The 19,198-nt window shown below is 43.3% G+C and carries 12 protein-coding genes; 4 read left to right on the forward strand and 8 right to left on the reverse strand.

The genetic code is table 11. From position 1 onward, the window contains the following. Window positions 1-3: 3 nt before the first annotated feature. The 5 genes from OU792_RS16990 to OU792_RS17010 are packed head-to-tail and all read right to left on the reverse strand — an operon-like array spanning window position 4 to window position 6,153. Window positions 4-1,530 carry a sodium:solute symporter gene (locus OU792_RS16990; RefSeq protein WP_274670823.1) on the reverse strand — a complete coding sequence of 509 codons (1,527 nt, stop codon included), beginning with the start codon at window positions 1,528-1,530 and terminating at the stop codon, window positions 4-6. Next, window positions 1,530-2,462 (reverse strand): dihydrodipicolinate synthase family protein, encoded by a 933-nt coding sequence (locus OU792_RS16995; protein WP_274670824.1) that lies wholly within the window; start codon window positions 2,460-2,462, stop codon window positions 1,530-1,532. The genes OU792_RS16990 and OU792_RS16995 overlap by 1 nt, the downstream gene beginning before the upstream one ends. Then, window positions 2,459-3,460, reverse strand: coding sequence for a sialidase family protein (locus OU792_RS17000; RefSeq protein ID WP_274670825.1), 1,002 nt, complete (start codon window positions 3,458-3,460; stop codon window positions 2,459-2,461). The genes OU792_RS16995 and OU792_RS17000 overlap by 4 nt, the downstream gene beginning before the upstream one ends. Before the next feature lie 56 nt (window positions 3,461-3,516). Then, a complete protein-coding gene (locus OU792_RS17005; protein ID WP_274670826.1) occupies window positions 3,517-4,710 on the reverse strand; it encodes an alpha/beta hydrolase family protein in 1,194 nt (397 codons plus the stop codon). Window positions 4,711-4,722: 12 nt separating this feature from the next. Further along, window positions 4,723-6,153: a PhoPQ-activated pathogenicity-related family protein gene (locus tag OU792_RS17010; protein WP_274670827.1), complete on the reverse strand. Its 1,431-nt coding sequence runs from the start codon at window positions 6,151-6,153 to the stop codon at window positions 4,723-4,725. Between the two features lie 118 nt (window positions 6,154-6,271). Here OU792_RS17010 and OU792_RS17015 point away from each other — a divergent pair, with 118 nt between their 5' ends. Further along, the gene (locus OU792_RS17015; RefSeq protein ID WP_274670828.1) at window positions 6,272-8,401 is read left to right on the forward strand and encodes a glycoside hydrolase family 97 protein; all 2,130 of its coding nucleotides are present in this window, start codon (window positions 6,272-6,274) and stop codon (window positions 8,399-8,401) included. A 29-nt stretch (window positions 8,402-8,430) separates the two neighbouring features. Here the strand turns inward: OU792_RS17015 and OU792_RS17020 are convergent, their stop codons facing one another. From OU792_RS17020 to OU792_RS17030, 3 genes are all read right to left on the reverse strand, one after another. Continuing rightward, on the reverse strand, window positions 8,431-9,594 hold the full coding sequence (locus OU792_RS17020; RefSeq protein ID WP_342453745.1) for a sialidase family protein: 1,164 nt from the start codon (window positions 9,592-9,594) through the stop codon (window positions 8,431-8,433). 70 nt (window positions 9,595-9,664) lie between these two features. Continuing rightward, window positions 9,665-11,122, reverse strand: coding sequence for a sulfatase-like hydrolase/transferase (locus OU792_RS17025; RefSeq protein WP_274670829.1), 1,458 nt, complete (start codon window positions 11,120-11,122; stop codon window positions 9,665-9,667). 2 nt (window positions 11,123-11,124) lie between these two features. Beyond that, entirely contained in the window at window positions 11,125-12,555 is a 1,431-nt protein-coding gene (locus OU792_RS17030; RefSeq protein WP_274670830.1) for a sulfatase, read from the reverse strand. A 216-nt stretch (window positions 12,556-12,771) separates the two neighbouring features. Between OU792_RS17030 and OU792_RS17035 the strand changes: the two genes are divergently transcribed. The 3 genes from OU792_RS17035 to OU792_RS17045 all read left to right on the forward strand — a co-directional run bounded on the left by OU792_RS17035 (window position 12,772) and on the right by OU792_RS17045 (window position 18,861). Then, a complete protein-coding gene (locus OU792_RS17035) occupies window positions 12,772-15,198 on the forward strand; it encodes a TonB-dependent receptor (protein ID WP_274670831.1) in 2,427 nt (808 codons plus the stop codon). A 262-nt stretch (window positions 15,199-15,460) separates the two neighbouring features. Then, complete coding sequence (locus OU792_RS17040) at window positions 15,461-17,152, forward strand: sulfatase family protein (protein WP_274670832.1); 1,692 nt, start codon at window positions 15,461-15,463, stop codon at window positions 17,150-17,152. Window positions 17,153-17,175: 23 nt separating this feature from the next. Then, the gene (locus tag OU792_RS17045; protein ID WP_274670833.1) at window positions 17,176-18,861 is read left to right on the forward strand and encodes a sulfatase family protein; all 1,686 of its coding nucleotides are present in this window, start codon (window positions 17,176-17,178) and stop codon (window positions 18,859-18,861) included. The last annotated feature ends 337 nt before the right edge of the window (window positions 18,862-19,198 follow it).

The following is a 19,198-nucleotide window of genomic DNA, read 5'->3' on the forward strand; positions in this document are numbered from 1 at the left end:
TCATTATTGCGGCTGTCTACCCATACGTGCAACATCACGAATAGTCATATTATTTTTTTTCTGAAAGGCTAAAGTCAAAAGAAAACCCACTAAAAAAATCCCTGCGGTGCCTTGGACGATGCTCATATTTGGATGAAATGAACTGAGCCAAATAGGTTTTGCCCCTTCGTTTTCCATTAAAATAGGGCTAAGACTTACCCAAGCGATTAATAATACTCCAACTAGAGTTGCGAAAGCTGCATACTTACCTGGACAGGTTTTTACCACTATTCCCAGCAAAAACAATCCGAGAATTCCTCCGCTAAAAATTGAAGCCAAGGCCCACCAGGCATCCAAAGCACTACTAACCCCATTGAAAGCCAAGCCCACAAGAATTGCCAAAAGTCCCATGGCCAGGGAGGAAATCCGGAGTACGTTGAGGTCGGACTTGGCGGGTAGATTGGGATTTAGGTATTTTTTGACATGATCGGAGAGAATTACCGTTGCTGAGCTATTGATACTGGTGGAAAGCGTACTCATACCGGCAGCGAAAAGGGAGGCAATCAATAGACCAGTTAAACCAATAGGCAACTCCGATACGATGAAGTGGGGAAAGACGCTATCTGCCTGAATGCCCTCAGGTAATAAATAAGGCTGAGTCTGATAGAATCCAAAGAGAGCGGTTCCAATCAAAAAGAAAAGAGCAGAAACTGGAATATAAAGCAGACTTCCGAGCCAGGTGGATCGCTTGGCATCTTGATCGCTTTTGGCAGTAATGTATCGCTGTACATAGCTCTGATCGATACCAAAGTTTTGAAGATTGATGAAAAGGCCATAGACCAAAATCATCCAAAATGTGGAGCTCCCAAAATCCCAGTCAAAGCTTCCTAGACTGAATTTTTCATTGGTATCTGCTACTTCCAGCAGCTGGGAAGCACCTCCTGGAATTTTCCAGAAAATCATTCCTAAACAAATAATCGCTCCTCCTATTAAAATCAAGCCTTGGATTGCATCTGTCCAAACCACCGCTTCGATCCCTCCCAGCATGGCATAGATGACTACTATCAGTCCAGTCAAAGCGATCACCCAAGCGATACTCCATCCAAAGAGAAAGTGCATGGGTAGAGCTAGCAGATAAAGAATGGCTCCCATTCGGGCGAGTTGGGTGAGTAAATAGCAAGTGGAGGCATAAATTCTCGCCCAGGGTCCAAAGCGCTCCTCCAAATAAAAATAGGCCGAATCACTTGAAATACTCCGATAGTGGGGCACAAAGAACCGAACAGCAATCCAACCTGCAAATGGAATCGAAAGGCTAAATACAAATCCGTTCCAATTACCTAAATATGCATTCCCAGGTAATGCCAAAAAGCTGATACTACTCACGAAGGTTGCAAAAATTGACATGCCAATTGCCCAAGCAGGTAGCCTTCCACCTCCGGTGGTAAAGTCTTTAGCGGTACGCTTTCGAAATGAAAAAGAAACGCCAAAACCTAAAATCAGCAATAGGTAAAGAATAAATACTAGGGTGTCCCAAATCGGCAGCTCAGCCATTATTCCTCCAGAAATTTGTGGATTTTGGACTTGATTCTTTCAAACTTCTTGTGGAAGGTCTGCCTTTCCTCTTCTGTGAAGCTCCTTTGGGGAGGGGATAAAATTCCACCGGACAAGTGCGAAAGTTTCATGCATTCTTTCAGTCCTTTGAGATAGGAGGAGGGATGGGATACATGGTGGTACAGCTCTTGGCTGATTTCCCATATGAGGTTTTGGTATTCCTGGGCTTCTTCTACCTTGCCTTGGATGAAGCTTTCATAGCATTTAACATAGACTTCAGGAAAGGCATTGGCACCACCACTCACTCCACCTGAAAAGTCATGCTGAAGTGCATCAAGCAATCCCTCTTCCGGTCCCATCAGCAGGAGAAAGTCTGTGTGAGGTCTGAAAGTCTCGCTTAATTGGGAAAGGTATTCTTTACTGTGTGTACTGTCTTTGATTCCTAGGATATTGGGATGGGAAGACAATCTCTCCACTGTCTCGATTTCCAATGGGGTTTTGGCATGGGAAGGAATATTGTAAAGCAAAAGCGGTAATTCCGTGCGATTAGCTAGGTCCCTATAATACTTTTCCAGATCTTCCTGACTGATATTCATATAAAAAGGAGGGGCAGCTACCAGCGCATCTGCACCATAGTTTTTGGCCATTTCAGCTAGCTCCAAGCTATTTCCCATGGAGCAGTCAGTAATCCCCACCAAAACAGGAACTCGGTGATTCACGAGTTTACAGGTTTCCCGGATCATCTGAATCTTGATCTTTTGCTGCAAAGAGGGTGATTCTCCGGTTGTCCCTAAAATGAATACACCATGTACTCCTGCATCGATTACATGGTTTAGTATTTTTTCCAGCGAAAAGCTATCCAAGGTAAAATCCGGCAAAAGTGGAGTCACCAAGGGGGGAATTATCCCAGTAAAAGTGAGTTTTTGGTTCATAGGCTGAGGTGTACGTATTTGATTTTTTCTCGCTGATAGGTATAGGTCAAATGGATGCTACCGTCTTTGGCTTGAATGATGGCCGGATAGCTAAACTCTCCGGAATTTTCATCTTCCAATACTAAAATCTCCTCCCAATTGAGTCCATCAGCTGATCCCAAAAGGCTGAGCTTATTTCTACCTTTCGGAATGGGGTTGCAAAGCAATAGATGATACCCGTTTTGTAAGGTTATGGCATCGATACCCGAACCATTGTGTACCAAACCACTTGAACTGAGTTCCGTCCAGGTTTTCCCATTGTCTTCAGACCAAGCTGTGGCAATCACACCTTCCTGTGTTCGGGTGAGGATTTGAAGCTTTTGATCTCCATGAAAAAGCACCGTGGGCTGTATGGCCTGAAAGGGGCCAGGAACTTCAATCTTGTACCAGTTTTCAAGATTGGCATCAGTGAATTCCATGTGAGTAGTCCAGATTCCATTGGTCTCAAAACTGGATGGATGCATTAAATTTCCATCAGAAAGAGTCACGCTCTTATTTTTCACAGGACCTAAATATCCAGGAGGAGTTTGAACAGCTTTGGACCAGGTTTTACCTCCATCGTTTGATTTTTTATATAGTCCCCACCACTCTCTTGGATTTGGACCTTCTTTATAAAAGAGTAAGACTTCACCATCCGGTATTTGAAAGAGAACAGGATTCCAGGTTGGATTTCTAAATACCTCATTTTCAATTCCATCGGCTACCAAAACGGGTTTGGACCATCCTTTTTGACCTCTTAAAGCGGTGTAAATACTGACATCCGGGTGACGTTCATAGGTGCCTCCAAACCAAGACGCTAATATACCATCCTCCGTTTCGATCAAGGTTGAGGCATGGCAGGAAGGAAAGGGTGCATTTTCATAGATAAACTCCTGGCTGATGATTTTGGGGTTTATTTTTTCAGAATCGGAACTGGTGATTTGAAAGAGTACTCCAATCAATTGAATCAATATGGCCATAGTACAAGGGGCTTTAGATGGAAATTTTTGAATAGGTGCTGGGGAAAACGGTTGATTTAGATTCCTAGAGATTTTTTGGCGAATGCCAGGAAAATCTCCCAGTCTTCCCAGGTCAAATTATGTTCGCCCTCACGAATATGATAGCCCAAAGTGTTGGAGGAAACCGGGCCGTTCAGTTCTTCCCAGGTGGTTTTAAAAGGACTCTCCTTTTCATAAATCTGAGAAAAGACCTCACTACCGATCTGCAGCCCAAGATATTCCCCTTTTGGATCGGCCCATTGATCAGCTTTTGCGCTAGCGTAGTAAACCGCTCTCGGTGCGATCAGTGCTGGCAACATGTGCTGGTCGAGCGGGAGTGATTCTTCTGCGCTATTGTACTTCCTGAAGTTTTCTGCAAACCAATGGGTGAATCGAGTATTGATGATTTCTACAGTTTCTCCAAATTTCCTTTTTGACAAAGCCGCTCCTCCGCAGCCGGATTCATTAGAGTAGGTAATCGCCCATCGAGGGTCATTGGCAGAAGCCCAAAGAGCTGCTTTTCCTGATCTGGAGTGCCCCACCAGAATAGATTTTTTTGAATCGATAGCCTGATGTTGCTCGAAGTAATCCATGGCTCTCATTGCTCCCCATCCCCAAGCTCCCAAAGCTTTCAGTCCATCACTTTGTTCTTTTTGCTCTGGATAAAGGTTATTCAAAATACCATTCATGTATCGAATCGTGTCATCCGGTGCCACCGTTCCTGCATGAAAAGAGGCTGTGGCAAAACCCCTTTCGATCAATTCAGCCACCGGCCAATATCCTTCCTCTGCCAAAGATTCATCTTCTTCAGGGTCTCGATGGTTGATCAGCAAAATAATGGGAAAGGGGCCGTCGGTTTCCTTGGGTAGCAAGAGATTTAGCCGCATGCTATGGGAGCGATCACCAAGCTGGATTTTGATATCTACTTCTTCAAGTTTGGCAATGGAATTGAATTCATGATCCAATCTTTCATTTACTTCAAAGCTGACTTGATCGAGGTCTTTTGGTATTTGACCATAAACTTCAGATTCAAAAAGCCTGAAAATTTCCGGTTTTCGAATACTTTCCCATTCCTCTTTAGAATTGATGACTTTTCCTTTTTCGCTGATGAAAATGGAAGGAAGGTGAAGAGGCGGAACCTTACTTTCATCGTAATTTACTTGAGATAGTGCCATCTTGGATGTGAGTAAAAAGGGTAAAAAAACAGCCAGTAATTTGAGCCGAGTTTGCATGATTTCTGATCGTTAATTTGCTTCTTCTGCTACTCTTGAAGGCACAAAAGGCTCAAATGGATATTCTGTTGGTAAAATTTCAATTCCGGAAGTCACTTTGAGCGGTGTCTCTCCAGCAAAGGTTAATTCCACAAAATACCCTCTAAACCCCTCATCCGGGATCTGCATATTGACCTCAAGCTCTCCTTCTGCCGGCATGGCGATTTCTTCTGCTACCCAGTTAGGACCAAATTCATCCACTCTGAAATCTCTGGAAAGCGGATTGTATGCCGACCATAATTTGACAGAAACAGGCATCTGCTCGGGATTGACTTTGACATGAATGGTGTTTCCTTCTATTCGCCAAGAATAATCCGGTCGCTTTTCATTATCTAAAACTGAATTGTAAAAGGAAATCAGGTTTGGTAGCGCATCCGATTCGCTCAAGTCATGTCCGAAATTTGGGACGTACTGCACGTGCTTTTCACCTTGCAGCTCATTCCAATAAAACTCCCAACTATCAGGTTGGAAAAACTGATCTCCTGCTGCATTGATCAGAAGTTTCGGCAGGTCTAACTCATCGATAAAAGAGTAAGGTTCTGTAATCTCCAGCAAGCGATCAAACTCCGGTGTTCCCATCCACTCCATAATTCCCTCTTGCACATAATTATCCACGGCAGGTGCCCAGAATCCATAGTTCCGCCAATGATGCATAAAGGAAGGCTCCAGATTGAGCATATCGATCACAACCGGTGCAATAGCTACCACCCTGTTATCGGTAGCAGCTGTAGTCCAGGTAGTCCATCCCCGCTTAGAAGCTCCAGCTACAAAAAAATTGTTCAAATCCTTCTGGTAGTTTTCCTTGATCACTTCTTGAATAGCATCCATGGCTAGTTTGGCGGCTTTGGTCATGGGAAAGCGGGCCAACCAGATCGCATCCTCATCTTTTGCACCTCCCTCTAGAAACTTCCTCCAGCCATAAGCAATGATGGCATCTTCATAGCGCTCGCCTTCCGGATCTCCCGCAAAAGTGATAGGTTGAAAAGGGACATTGTGGATTTGAGCGACGATGGAATTGGTCTGAGATGCTGCTGCTTTTAGTAGGGCATCAGGCTCCTGAGGCATCTCAGTTTCCCTGCTTCCACCACCGATCCAGAGCATTCCGGTTTGATGGGGAGTGTTTTTAGGAACCAGGATCGAAACCCAATGCCACCAGAGGGTTTCATCCACCAATGAATCGCTGAGCCACTTTTGGGAGTACATTTTCAGAACGTGAAAATCCATTTCTTCTCCAGGGACGAAATGCACTATTTCATAGGAAAAGTCAGGTGATTCCGATTGAACATAGGCCTCGAGCAAGTCGATTTGGCTAGGTTCTTCTTCTGGTGATTTTTCTACAGGGCCTTTGCAAGCGAAAATACCAAAGGCAATTATTAGGACTAAGAAATAAGATTTTGTTTGCATTTTTTCTGGGTTTGGGGCTATTGTTACTAGTGAATAATAGGTAAAAACTAATAATTTTAAATTCAGTCAACAAGAGAAGAGCTAATTCGCTCGTTTGAATATAATGAAATTGATGATTATGAATTTGAGAGCCAGTTATTTATTCCTATTCTTATTTAGTTTCGGGACAGTTTTTGGGCAGGAGATCAAATCTCCGAATGGGGTAATGAAGCTGGCTTTTTCCCTTGATGCAGCCGGCGCCCCAACCTATCAGCTGAACTTCAAGAATAAACCCGTGATCAAATCAAGCCGATTGGGGCTTGATTTGAAAAATGACTCTATCGATTTGATTCAGGGATTTCAAATCATCAATTCTTCGGAAAGTACATTTGATGAGACCTGGACTCCCGTCTGGGGAGAAGAAAGCGAGATCCGCAATCATCATCAGGAGCTTTTGGTTGAATTACTGCATCAAGGATCAAAGCGAAAAATGAATATTCGATTTCGGCTTTTTGATACAGGATTGGGTTTTCGATATGAGTTTCCGGTGCAGGAAAATATGGGGCATTTTGTGATTTCTGAGGAGATGAGTCAGTTTGCTATGGCTGGAGATCATACGGCATTTTGGATACCTGGAGATTATGATACGCAGGAATACGACTATACCGAATCCAAGCTCTCAGAAATTCGAGGTTTGATGGAAACCGCTATCACTCCAAATGCATCTCAAACTCCTTTTTCCGAGACGGGCGTTCAGACATCGCTTATGATGAAAACTACCGATGGCCTTTACATAAATATTCACGAAGCAGCATTGATCGATTATCCGGCGATGCATTTGGAATTAGACGATAAGAAGATGGTTTTTCAATCTCATCTTACACCGGATGCGCAGGGTGATAAAGGCTATTTGTACACTCCTGCCCATACCCCTTGGCGTACAATAATCGTCGGTGATCAGGCCGCGGATATTTTGGCTTCACGCATCACTTACAACCTCAACGAACCCTCCAAAATCGAGGATATTTCCTGGATTAAGCCCATGAAATATGTCGGGGTATGGTGGGAAATGATCACCGGTCAAAGCTCTTGGTCCTACACAGATGAACTGAAGGCGGTGAAGTTGGGAGTGACTGATTTTTCTACTGTCAAACCAAACGGGAGACATGGGGCTACCACTGATAATGTGAAAAAGTACATCGATTTTGCTGCGGAACATGGGTTTGATGGGGTATTAGTGGAGGGCTGGAATATTGGTTGGGAAGATTGGTTCGGCAATTCCAAGGACTATGTGTTTGATTTTTTTACCCCATATCCGGACTTTGATTTGGAAGGCATTTCTGCTTACGCAAAAGAAAAGGGCGTACAAATGATTATGCATCATGAGACCTCTTCTTCCGTTCGGAATTACGAGCGCCATATGGATGAAGCGTATCAATTAATGAAGGACTATGGATATCCCGCAGTGAAGAGTGGCTATGTGGGGGATATGCTACCCAGAGGTGAATATCATTACAGTCAGTGGCTAGTGAATCACTATCAATATGCGGTCGAAAAAGCAGCAGAGTACCAAATAATGGTCAATGCCCACGAGGCAGTTCGTCCGACTGGCATGGCCCGAACTTGGCCAAATCTAATCGCAAATGAATCGGCAAGAGGGACAGAATACCAAGCATTTGGAGGAAATAAGGCAAATCACGTGACCATTTTGCCTTTCACAAGACAGATAGGTGGACCGATGGATTACACGCCGGGCGTTTTCGAAATGGACGTATTTAATGGCTCCCACGTAAATAGTACTTTGGCTAATCAGTTGGCGCTCTATGTGACTATGTATTCTCCTTTGCAAATGGCTGCGGACTATCCTGAAAATTACATGCGTTTTCCAGATGCTTTTCAGTTTATCAAGGATGTGGCTTTGGATTGGGAAAAGAGCCTTTATCTAGAAGCCGAACCGGGTTACTATTTAACGATTGCCCGAAAGGCTAAAGAAACCGGAGAGTGGTTTATTGGAAATGTCAATGGATTCGAAGGTAGAACAGGAGAGGTCAAATTTGATTTTTTAGATGCAGACAAAACTTACTTGGCAGAGATCTATTCCGATAAGGCTGATGCACACTATAAAACCAATCCTCAGGCCTACGAAATTCGAAAAGTTGCTGTTGATAGCAAATCCATCTTGAAGCAATTTTCCGCCCCGGGAGGAGGCTATGCTATCCGGATTCGGGAGGCGAGCAAGGAGGAGTTGAAGGGGCTTAAGAAATTGTAATAACGAAAAAGCGGCAGAAAAGCCGCTTTTCAATTTCTCCATTGGATGGGTTTAAATACGATCTGCCGATAATTATCCCTTTCGTAGAGAATTCCCAGCGTGTATTCATCCAATTTGACCAAATCAGAGTACGCCGTCCAAGGGAGTTTTTTTGGATCTGAAGTGAAGTCAATCGGAATCACATGGTGCCAAGTCTTTCCTTCATCATAGCTGATTTTGACGGTCAGATAATCCCGCTCTTTTTCATCTGCCGCATTGGAATGAGCGAGGATGGTTTTTCCTTCTTTTTCTCCCAAAGTCAAAATGGAAGCCTGACAAACCGGGTCGGGGAGTTGGGACTCAAAGTAACTTTCCTCCCAAGTCTGACCACCATCGGAAGAGTAGGAAATGATGCGCTGTCGGATGTCACCTTTCTGATTTCTCGAACTCATAATCATCCGGCCACCTGATAGCTCAGCGGCTATGGATTCATTGGAACCGCCAAATTTTACAGATTCCGAAATCCCATAGCTATTCCCTTTATCATCCGTGTAAAAACCATGAGCCTGATAGTCTGACCAGTCGTCTTTTGGACCACCTTGAGAGTGATTGGCTGCAACATAAATTCTCCCTTTGTGGGGCCCACTTTGAAACTGGAAAGCATGGCCTGGGGTATTGGCATAGTGCCGCCAATCTTCTGCAAAAGTGTAATTTGTATTGAATTCCCTGTTATTTGGGCGATGAACCTTTTGAGTGATGTTTTCTGGTTCGGTCCAGGTTTTACCCAAGTCGTAGGATTTGATCAGCCAAACTTCACGGACTCCCCGATTCATTCGTACATCGTATTCATGATTGTTTCCGGTATTGTAAAAGAGAAAAACCACTCCTTCAGGATACTTGGGGTCAAATAAATCCACCACAGGAGCTGGATTTCCGGCTTGGAGGCTATCGTAATCCACTAAGGTCTGAATAGGAGACCAGGTATAGCCACCGTCCAAGCTTTTTTTCATCACCAGATTCACATCTCCAAAATCATCCGAACCATTTACCCTGCCTTCGGCAAAAGCCAAAAGCTCTCCATTCGGAAAGTCAATAATCGCTGGAATTCGGTAGATCGCATGGCCTTCTTGACCTGCTTCGAATACGATAGTTTCTTGTGCAAAAAGGAGCAGGCCTGAAAATTGGAACAGGCAATAAAAAACAAACTTCTTCAAGATTTGGGTATTTTGGGTTTCGGCTGCCAAAATACGGAATACCTATCATTGAAGAAGCTTGTAGAAGTAATTAATCCTGTTCGAAATAGCGCTTCAGCGTGTATTCAGGTTGCCATTGGTCAGGCTTTCTTTGGAGTGTGTCCGGGTCGTAGGCCATAGGTTTGATGATTTCAGCTGTCAGTGCCACTGTATCCTTAAATTGCTGCTGCCATTGGGCCATCAATTGAAACATTTCATCCTTTTTAGCTGCGAAAGCTGGGTTTTCGGCAAGATTATTCAGTTCCATGGGATCTTTTTCTAAATCAAATAATTGGGTATAATCCCGCTCCGGATAGCGAATCAGCTTGAATTTTTTATCTCTTACGGCCCGAATGGTATTTCGGTAGGAGGTAAACAAAGCTTCCCTCACATCCTCCTGATCACCGCTAATTACCGGAACCAAGCTCTTGCCGTCTATATCTTTTGGCTGAGGCAAACCGGCCAAATCAGCCAAGGTTGGATATAGATCATGGATATAAGCAAAAGCATCCAACTCCTGATCTGCAGGTACTCCGGGTCCTTTGATGATAAGAGGGATTTTTGAACTGTGCTCATAGAGATTTTGCTTTCCAAGTAAGCCATGACTACCTGCAGCAAGGCCGTTATCAGCAGCATAGACAATAATGGTATTTTCGTACTGTCCGGTTTCTTTGAGTGTATTCAGGATTCTTTGTATTTGTGTATCCAAATGCGTGATCAAGGCATAATAGTCCGAAAGAATCATCTGGATCACTTCGGGTTTTCGAGGCCAGCCGGTCAGATTTTCATCCCTTACCGTGAGATGATCGAATTCAAAGGGATGGTAGGGCATGTAGTTTCCGGGCAAAGGAAGGGAACCATCAGGATAGTGATTGATATAAGTCGCTTCTGGTGAATAGGGGTCATGAGGCACTGTAAATGCCACATAAGCGAAAAATGGCTGATCAGGATTGGACTGACTGTGATTTTGGATAAAATCAATGGCAGCTTGAGCAAAAAGCTCCGTAGAATACCCTTTTCGAACCGGTTCGCCAAGCTTTCCGGTTTCATCAAAATCCCTTAGTGGCAGGTCATAATGATTGGCCATTCCACCGAGATACACGTTTTTAGCTTCCTGAAAACTCGCTTCAAAGGCTTCCCTTTCGTTGTGCCATTTACCGGTTCCGAAGGTTTTGTAACCCGCCGCTGCAAAATCCATAGTCATGGTGTGTTCGCCTTGGAGTTTGTCGTAAACTCTGAAAAGATTCTTTCCTGAAAAAAGCATTGCGCGGCTGGCCATACAGATGGCCCCGTGATTTCCACCCATGACGTAAGCATTGGTAAAGCGGCTACCTTCCCGAGCCAATTGATCAATGGTGGGAGTCTGAATGTAGGAGTTTCCATAAATACCCAAGGCATCCGCTCGCTGATCGTCAGCAAAGAGGAATAGAACGTTGGGAGATTTTGCTGGCTGTTTTTCCTGACAGGCAAAAAGCAAGGAGAAGAAAAGGATCGTGTAGAGTTGCTTCATGTCTAATAAGTTATGGCTAGATCATTTTTTCGAACTTCGGTAATTTTTTTGGCTAATATTTTCTGCATCTCCAAAACTATGGGTTGAAATGCTTCCAAATTTGCCAGATTGGTAAATTGTCCAGGGTCTTGGTGCATATCAAACAACTCCATGCCTTCCTCTCCATTTTCACCATACTGAATGTAAGCCCATTGATCTGTTCGGATCAAATAGGTATTGCCTCCTTGAGTTACCGAAAATGCAAAATCCCGAACAGATTCCTCTTTTCCTTTGAGGATGGGAGTTAAGCTTTTCCCTTGAAGCCCAGTAGGTATTTCGAATCCTGTCAAATCCAAAAGTGTTGGATATAAATCAATTAACTCGACCAATACGTCTGATTGTCCCGCAGTCATGCCAGGAACACGGAGCATTAGCGGGACTTTGACAGATTCTTCCTTTAGAGAAACCTTCATCCAAAAGTCATGCTCTCCCAGGTGAAATCCATGGTCTGAAGTAAATACCACAATCGTATTTTCCTCCAGACCTTCCTCCTTCAATGTTGCCAAGATTTTTCCCACCTGGGCATCCATAAAACTGACTGAGGCGTAGTAAGCAGCAATCGCCTTCTGCTTTTGAGCATAGCTCATTTCAGCGTTTTGGGTAGTCACATAGTTGATTCCTTTTTCCGGGATGTCATTCCAATCTCCTTCAACAACCGGAGGAGGGACAATTTGCTGCCAGGGATAAGGAGTAAAATATTTCTTTGGAGCCACAAAGGGAACATGGGGCCTAACCAAACCTACTGCCAAGAAGAAAGGCTCGTTTTTATGTTCTCGAATTAACTCAACTGCTTTTTGAGCCGTTTTTCCATCCGATTGTACTAGATCACCCCCTTCCGCTTGCACGATTGTCATGACATTGCCACCCTTTCTTTCGATGCTACCATCGGGATTATTCTGAACTAATTCGGCGAACCCCTCAGACTTCCATTCGGGTCCTTGGGAATTGAATTTCTCAGTCCAGGATGCTGGATCATCCTGTCCGTCAGATCCAGTCTCAATATCAATTGGAACTCCCATATGGAAGATCTTACTCACACGTGCAGAGTAATAGCCTCTGTTCTTAAAAAACTGTGCTAGAGATTCTTTTTCATCACCTACATTTTCTCTTCCGCTCACATAGCCATAAGTCTGAGTGGCAGTTGGATAATAACCAAACATCAAAGAAGCCCGGGAAGGACCGCAGACCGGATATTGAGAATAAGCACGCTCAAAAAGAAAACTTTCTTGGGCCAATTGATCCAGCACTGGTGATTTCACCATCTTGTTTCCATAGGTGCCCAATGCAGTGGTTGTAAGGTCATCTGCGATTATCAGTAAAACATTACTTGGTTTTTTTTGGGCTGATGAAAATAAAGGGATGAGAAATAAAAGTGTCAGAACCAGGCTCTTCATAGGCTTTAAGATATCATTTTAATATACATCATTTTTAAAAGCTCCTTTTCTAGAAAGGGGGATAGGATATCCGAAAAATGTATTGAATTCATTTTCTGAGTGTTATAAGATAGCCGTTAATTTTATTTGGATTTTTTCCAAATAAGTATTGCTCCATAAAATCAGCTAGCGTAAGTTTGCGACTCTATTTTAAATCAATCCAAATAAAATTAGTAAATGAAATTTGTATACGGGTTCTTAATATTTGCAATATTATTCTCAGTAGAAGGTTTTGCGCAGAAGAATATTTTGAAAGGTAAGGTTTCTGACGAAAATGGAAATCCTATTGAGGGTGCTTCTATCTATCTAAAGGGTACAGTACGGGGAGTTCAGTCAGATTTGAAAGGAATGTATGAATTGAAGGATTTTCCTCAAGGAACCTATCAATTATCAGTCAGCCTAATTGGTTTTCAAAATTGGTCTCAGGAGTTTTCAATAGAAGCGGGAGAGGTCAAGGAACTCGATATCCTTCTAGAGCAGGATGATTTATTACTTTCTGAATTCAGTGTTTCAGCAAGTCGTGGAATTTTAGGCCAGGGTAGATTACCTGAAGTTTCTGATTTCAGAATCAATGCCGGTAAAAAAAATGAAGTGATTCGAATCGCTGAAATTGATGCTAATCTGGCGATGAATAATAGTCGGCAGGTCTTTGGGAGGACACCAGGGATCTCAATTTGGGAAAATGACGGATCGGGGATCCAATTAGGAGTTGCTTCTAGAGGATTAAGTCCTAATCGTTCATGGGAATTTAATGTGAGAATGAATGGCTATGATATTACTCCTGATCCGATGGGTTATCCAGAAGCCTATTTTACTCCTCCATTGGAAGTAGTAGAGCAGATTGAGATTGTCAGAGGTGCATCTTCTTTGCAATATGGTCCCCAATTTGGAGGTCTGATGAATTTTGTGCTCAGAAAACCAGATAAGTCTACTCGTTTTACAGCCGAGTCAATTAATACCGTGGGAAGCAATGGGCTATTTAGTTCCTTCAATTACATCGGAGGAACTGAAGGGAAATGGAATTACACTGCCTATTATCAAAAAAGAAGAGGGGATGGATGGAGAGAAAATGGTTTTTTCAATACAGACCATGCTCATTTGGAAATCAACTATGCGGCCAGTAATCGACTAAAATTAGGTTATGAAATGACCTACATGACCACTGAGACTCAGCAGCCAGGTGGTCTGACTGATGCTCAGTTTGAAGATGATTCCCAACAAAGCACACGCAGTCGAAATTGGTTTAATACTCCATGGTTTATTCCTTCGATTTCCGCAGAATACCTGTTTTCTCAAAACACAAAGGTGAGTTGGAAGGTGTTCGGCACCTTTGCAGAGAGGAATAGTGTGGGGTTCATGCGTCCAATTAATCAGGAAGATGATTTAGGTAATCGTCAAGTTGATCGGGATTTTTACACCACCTATGGTTCAGAAATCCGTCTCAGCTCGACCTATGAATTGTTTGGCCAAGAACAGACTCTTATGACAGGCCTTCGCTATTTCAATGGAAATATTGATCGAAATCAAAGAGGGGTTGGTACAAGTGCTGCGGATATGGATTTTTCCGTGCCAAATGGAGACTACAGTAGAAAGTTGGATTACACCAACAGTAACATTGCTGCTTTTGCAGAGAATGTGTTTCGTCTAGATGAGAAGTTTCTTTTCACAGCGGGCATGCGTCTAGAAAATATCCGTTCTGAAAATCAAGGTCAATTCAATCTAGTCAATGGAGTCCCCCAGTTTTTGGATCCCATTGAGCGGACAAGAACTTTCGCATTATTGGGTTTGGGTGCTGAGTATCATCTAGGCAAAAATACTGAGTTTTATACCAACTTTTCTCAAGCGTATCGGCCTGTATTGATTTCTGATCTTACCCCTCCTGCGACTACTGATGTGATCGATCCCAATTTACAGGATTCAAAAGGGTATAACTTTGACCTAGGGTTAAGAGGTTCTATTTTCCCTTCTCTTAATTTCGATGTGAGTTATTTCCGCCTTAATTATGAAGACAGAATTGGGACTATCGCACAAGCAAGGGAGGATGGAAGTATTTTTCAATTCCGTACAAATTTGGGAAATTCCATCAGCCAAGGCTTTGAGGGATATGTGGAGTTTGATCCTATCACAGCGATTTTTGAGAGCTCTCGATTTGGCTACCTTCATTTATTTGCATCCTTAGCATTCATTGATGCAACTTATGGAAACTTTGAGATCAAAACCGTCAATGATGGGCAAGTTGTAGAAAGGAACCTTGAAGGAAACCAGGTTGAGAATGCACCAAGAAAAATTAATCGCTACGGAGCAACTTACAGCTTGGGCAAATTTTCCATGACTTGGCAGTTGAGCGATATAGGAGAAGCATATTCTGACGCTTCAAATACACTTGCTCCTAATGCAGCAGCTACCGTCGGATTGATCCCTTCCTATCAAGTACAAGATCTTTCAGCATCCTGGAATATTTGGAAGCAGCATAGCCTGAAAGCTGGAGTGAATAATCTAACTGATGAACGGTATTTCACTCGCAGAGCAGGTGGATATCCAGGTCCTGGAATTATGCCTGCAGATGGAAGAACATTCTATCTCACATTCGGACTGAAGTTTTAAATGGAATAGAAATATCTTAAAGAGCCATTCTGATTTTTCAGGGTGGCTTTTTTCATTTATCGTGAAATTCTATGAATGGGTTCAATTCATAGCTGAAGTTTTTTACTTTTATTCCAAGCCCCAGACTTATTAAGCTCCTTAAAGAAAAAATCCCACGATACTTTTCCTGAACTGATTATGGTGTTGGATGCCTAGTATAACGGGGTTTGGTATTCCTCCATGCAGTTAGGATGATTACCTTAGAAAAGCTAACTCAAATCATATGAAATCACCAATTGCCCTCATTGGAAGTCTTTTAATTCTGACTTTTGCTTTTTCTTGCAAGCAAGAGAGAAGCCCCGAACGTCCCAACATCGTTTTCATCATGTCCGATGATCATGCCTATCAGGCCATTTCAGCCTACAGTGATCACTTGATAGAGACTCCTAATATTGATCGGATCGCAAAAATGGGAATGCTCTTTACCAATGCCACGGTAACCAATTCAATCTGTGCGCCGAGTAGAGCTACGATTTTGACAGGAAAGCACTCTCATATCAATGGAAAGGTGGATAATCATTTTCCTTTTGATACTACCAATGTGACTTTTCCCCAGCTCTTTCAAGATGCGGGCTATCAGACAGCCATGTTTGGAAAGCTTCATTTTGGCAACAATCCCAAAGGCTTTGATCAGTTTAAAATTTTGCCAGGTCAGGGAAAATATTACAATCCTGAATTTATTACAAAGGATGAAGGTAGAGTTCAAGTCGAGGGCTATGTCACAGATATTATCACGGATATGACCTTAGACTGGCTACAAAATGAGCGAAAGGCCGAAGATCCCTTCTTGCTTTTTTATCTGCATAAAGCCCCGCATCGGGAATGGCTACCTGCAGGCAGACATGTGGCCGAGTTTACTCAGCGAACATTTCCTGAGCCAGCTACTCTTTTTGATGATTATTCAGGCCGTGGCCGTGCTGCCAAAGAAGCGGAGATGAATTTGCTCCATGACATGCACTGGGCAGGGGACTCAAAAATTACTCCTGAAGTGATGGATGAATTGGGCTTGGAGCCAACTTCTGGTTGGGATAAGGCAGCCTTTGAAGGTGAGGTAGGGCGAATGAATGCGGAACAGCGCGCCGTTTGGGATGAGTCTTACAATAAGGTTATTGAAGATTTCAAGAAAGCCTATCCTACCATGACCGAAGAGGATAAGATGAAGTGGCGATATCAGCGCTACATGCAGGACTATTTGGGGACAATCAAGGCAGTGGATGAAAATGTAGGTCGAGTGATTGACTACCTCGAGGCAAATGGCTTGATGGAAAATACCATTATCGTTTACACCTCAGATCAAGGATTCTATTTGGGAGAGCATGGTTGGTTTGACAAGCGTTTTGTGTATGATGAAAGTTTCAAAACCCCGCTTTTGGTGGCCTGGCCTGGAAAAGTAGCTGCAGGGTCAAAATCGGATGAGATGGTTCAAAACCTGGATTTTGCGCAGACATTTTTGGCAGCTGCAGGAATCGAAGCCCCGTCTGATATGCAAGGTGAAAGCCTTTTACCGCTCTTGACAGGAGAAGGAGAGTGGACTCGGGATGCGGTTTATTATCACTATTATGAATATCCTTCCGTGCATATGGTTAAGCGTCATTATGCCATTGTGACCAAGGAGTATAAGTTGACTCATTATTACTTCGATACCGATGAGTGGGAATTGATCGACCGGATGAATGATCCCATGGAGTTGAAAAATGTCTATGATGATCCTGATTATGCCGAGATCAGAGAAGAGCTCCATCAGAAATTGGATGGCTTGCGCGAAAAGTATGGAGACAATTCTCAGATTTCTCAGCGCTACCTGCAAGAATACCTAGATTACCTTCAGAAAAACAATTCCTACGCAGGAGGGAAAAACACGGATCTCTTGGATAAAATATTCAAGGATAGAAAGCTCAGTTCAGAGCAGGAATAAGCCGGGAAAATCAATTTATACTTATGAAAAAATCACTAGCTGCACTCGGATTCTTCACAGGAATGGGTCTGTTGACTGCCTGTCAATCTGAGGAGCAAAATGCAAGTCAAGAACGTCCCAATATCATTTTTATCATGTCGGATGATCATGCCTATCAGGCGATTTCGGCCTACAGTGATCATTTGATTGAGACGCCAAATATTGACCGCATCGCAGAAATGGGGATGCTTTTTACCCAAGCTTCTGTGACCAATTCGATTTGTGCTCCGAGTCGGGCGACGATTTTGACTGGAAAGCATTCTCATCTCAATGGAAAAATTGACAATCACTTTCCTTTTGATACCACCAATGTGACTTTTCCGCAACTCTTTCAGGAAGCTGGTTATCAGACGGCTATGTTTGGAAAGCTTCATTTTGGCAATAATCCCAAAGGCTTTGATCAATTTAAAATCTTGCCGGGACAGGGTTCTTATTACAATCCTGATTTTATCACCAAAAATGAGGGGAGAATTCAGGTGGAAGGCTATGTAACGGATATCGTCACAGATATGACTTTGGATTGGTTGGAAAAAGAAAGAAATCCCGAAGACCCCTTCCTTCTCATGTATCTGCACAAGTCACCTCATCGGCCTTGGCTGATGGCAGAGCGTCATATGGAAGAATTCACAAAAAGGAGCTTTCCCGAGCCGGCTACGCTATTTGACGATTACTCTGGACGTACATCACCCGCTTCTGAGGCTGAAATGAATATCTTGGATCACATGGGTTGGTCAGGGGACAATAAACTCAAGCCGGAGGTACTTAAGCAACTGGGAATCGCAGATGTCGGAGGATATGATACCATCCGATTTATCAATCAAATGAAGCGGTTCACTCCATCCCAGGCTGAGAACTTTAAAAAGTATTATGACCCGATCAGTGCCGATTTTATTGAGAAATATCCAAAAATGACTGATGAGGAGCTGATGCGATGGAAATATCAGCGCTACATGCAGGATTACCTTGGGACTATTAAAGCAGTAGATGAAAATGTAGGAAGGCTTTTAGATTATTTGGAAGCTAATGATTTGATGGAGAATACGATCATTGTATATACTTCCGATCAGGGCTTTTACTTGGGTGAGCATGGCTGGTATGACAAGCGCTTCGTATATGATGAAAGCTTCAAAACCCCACTTTTGGTGGCTTGGCCAGGCAAAGTGAAACCTGGGACGAGATCAGATGCTTTGGTACAAAATCTGGATTTTGCTCAGACATTTTTGGAGGCTGCAGGAATACCGGCCTCAGATGAAATGCAAGGTGAAAGTATGATTCCTTTACTTACCGGGAATGAAGAACAATGGACCCGGGATGCAGTCTACTACCATTATTATGAATATCCGGCAGAGCATATGGTCAATCGCCATTACGCCATTGTGACTCAGGATTACAAGCTGATTCACTATTACTTTGTGGAGGATGAGTGGGAGTTGATCGATCGAAAAAAGGATCCCTTGGAATTGAAAAACGTCTATGATGATCCGGATTACGCAGAGATCCGGGCGGATTTACACAAGCGACTGATTGCGCTTCGCAAAAGGTATCAGGACAGCACCGAGCTGAGTCAGTCTTACTTAGATCGCTTTATGAAGGATGCAAAAGAGGGCAAAGTCTATGGTTTAAATCAAGAGCGAATGGATCGAGTGGAAGCTGCGCTGGAGAATCGCTGAGGGAAGTCTACAAGCCATGCTAGGTAATCCTAACGGTGAATATGCATCATCTTGACAGTCAACGAGTGGGTCAACTGCGAATTGCCGGGTTTTTCAAGACAACAAGGGAAAGGAGAAGAATTCTTGGGGGTTTTTACAAACAGGGATCCAAGCAAAGGATCTCTCTTAAACCAGATCAGAAAGTCGGGTTTGACCTTTGATCACTTCTACCGCTAGATGCTTGATACTCTTCGAGGTGAGCATGTGGTTGATTTCCTTTCGCACTTTGACCACTTCAAAATGAAGAGGACATGGGTTTTTTTCGGAACACTCGGGTAAGCCCAGGGAGCAGCCCGAG

It is taken from the genome of Algoriphagus sp. NF, assembly GCF_028823735.1.
Classification (GTDB): Bacteria; Bacteroidota; Bacteroidia; order Cytophagales; family Cyclobacteriaceae; genus Algoriphagus; species Algoriphagus marincola.

Excerpts from the sequence above, each read along its gene's own strand:
- OU792_RS17045 (WP_274670833.1), top strand. The coding sequence starts at position 17,176 with ATGAAAAAATCACTAGCTGCACTCGGATTCTTCACAGGAATGGGTCTG.
- OU792_RS16990 (WP_274670823.1), bottom strand. The coding sequence starts at position 1,530 with ATGGCTGAGCTGCCGATTTGGGACACCCTAGTATTTATTCTTTACCTA.
- OU792_RS17005 (WP_274670826.1), bottom strand. The coding sequence starts at position 4,710 with ATGCAAACTCGGCTCAAATTACTGGCTGTTTTTTTACCCTTTTTACTC.
- OU792_RS17040 (WP_274670832.1), top strand. The coding sequence starts at position 15,461 with ATGAAATCACCAATTGCCCTCATTGGAAGTCTTTTAATTCTGACTTTT.
- OU792_RS17000 (WP_274670825.1), bottom strand. The coding sequence starts at position 3,460 with ATGGCCATATTGATTCAATTGATTGGAGTACTCTTTCAAATCACCAGT.
- OU792_RS17015 (WP_274670828.1), top strand. The coding sequence starts at position 6,272 with ATGAATTTGAGAGCCAGTTATTTATTCCTATTCTTATTTAGTTTCGGG.
- OU792_RS17030 (WP_274670830.1), bottom strand. The coding sequence starts at position 12,555 with ATGAAGAGCCTGGTTCTGACACTTTTATTTCTCATCCCTTTATTTTCA.
- OU792_RS16995 (WP_274670824.1), bottom strand. The coding sequence starts at position 2,462 with ATGAACCAAAAACTCACTTTTACTGGGATAATTCCCCCCTTGGTGACT.
- OU792_RS17035 (WP_274670831.1), top strand. The coding sequence starts at position 12,772 with ATGAAATTTGTATACGGGTTCTTAATATTTGCAATATTATTCTCAGTA.
- OU792_RS17025 (WP_274670829.1), bottom strand. The coding sequence starts at position 11,122 with ATGAAGCAACTCTACACGATCCTTTTCTTCTCCTTGCTTTTTGCCTGT.
- OU792_RS17010 (WP_274670827.1), bottom strand. The coding sequence starts at position 6,153 with ATGCAAACAAAATCTTATTTCTTAGTCCTAATAATTGCCTTTGGTATT.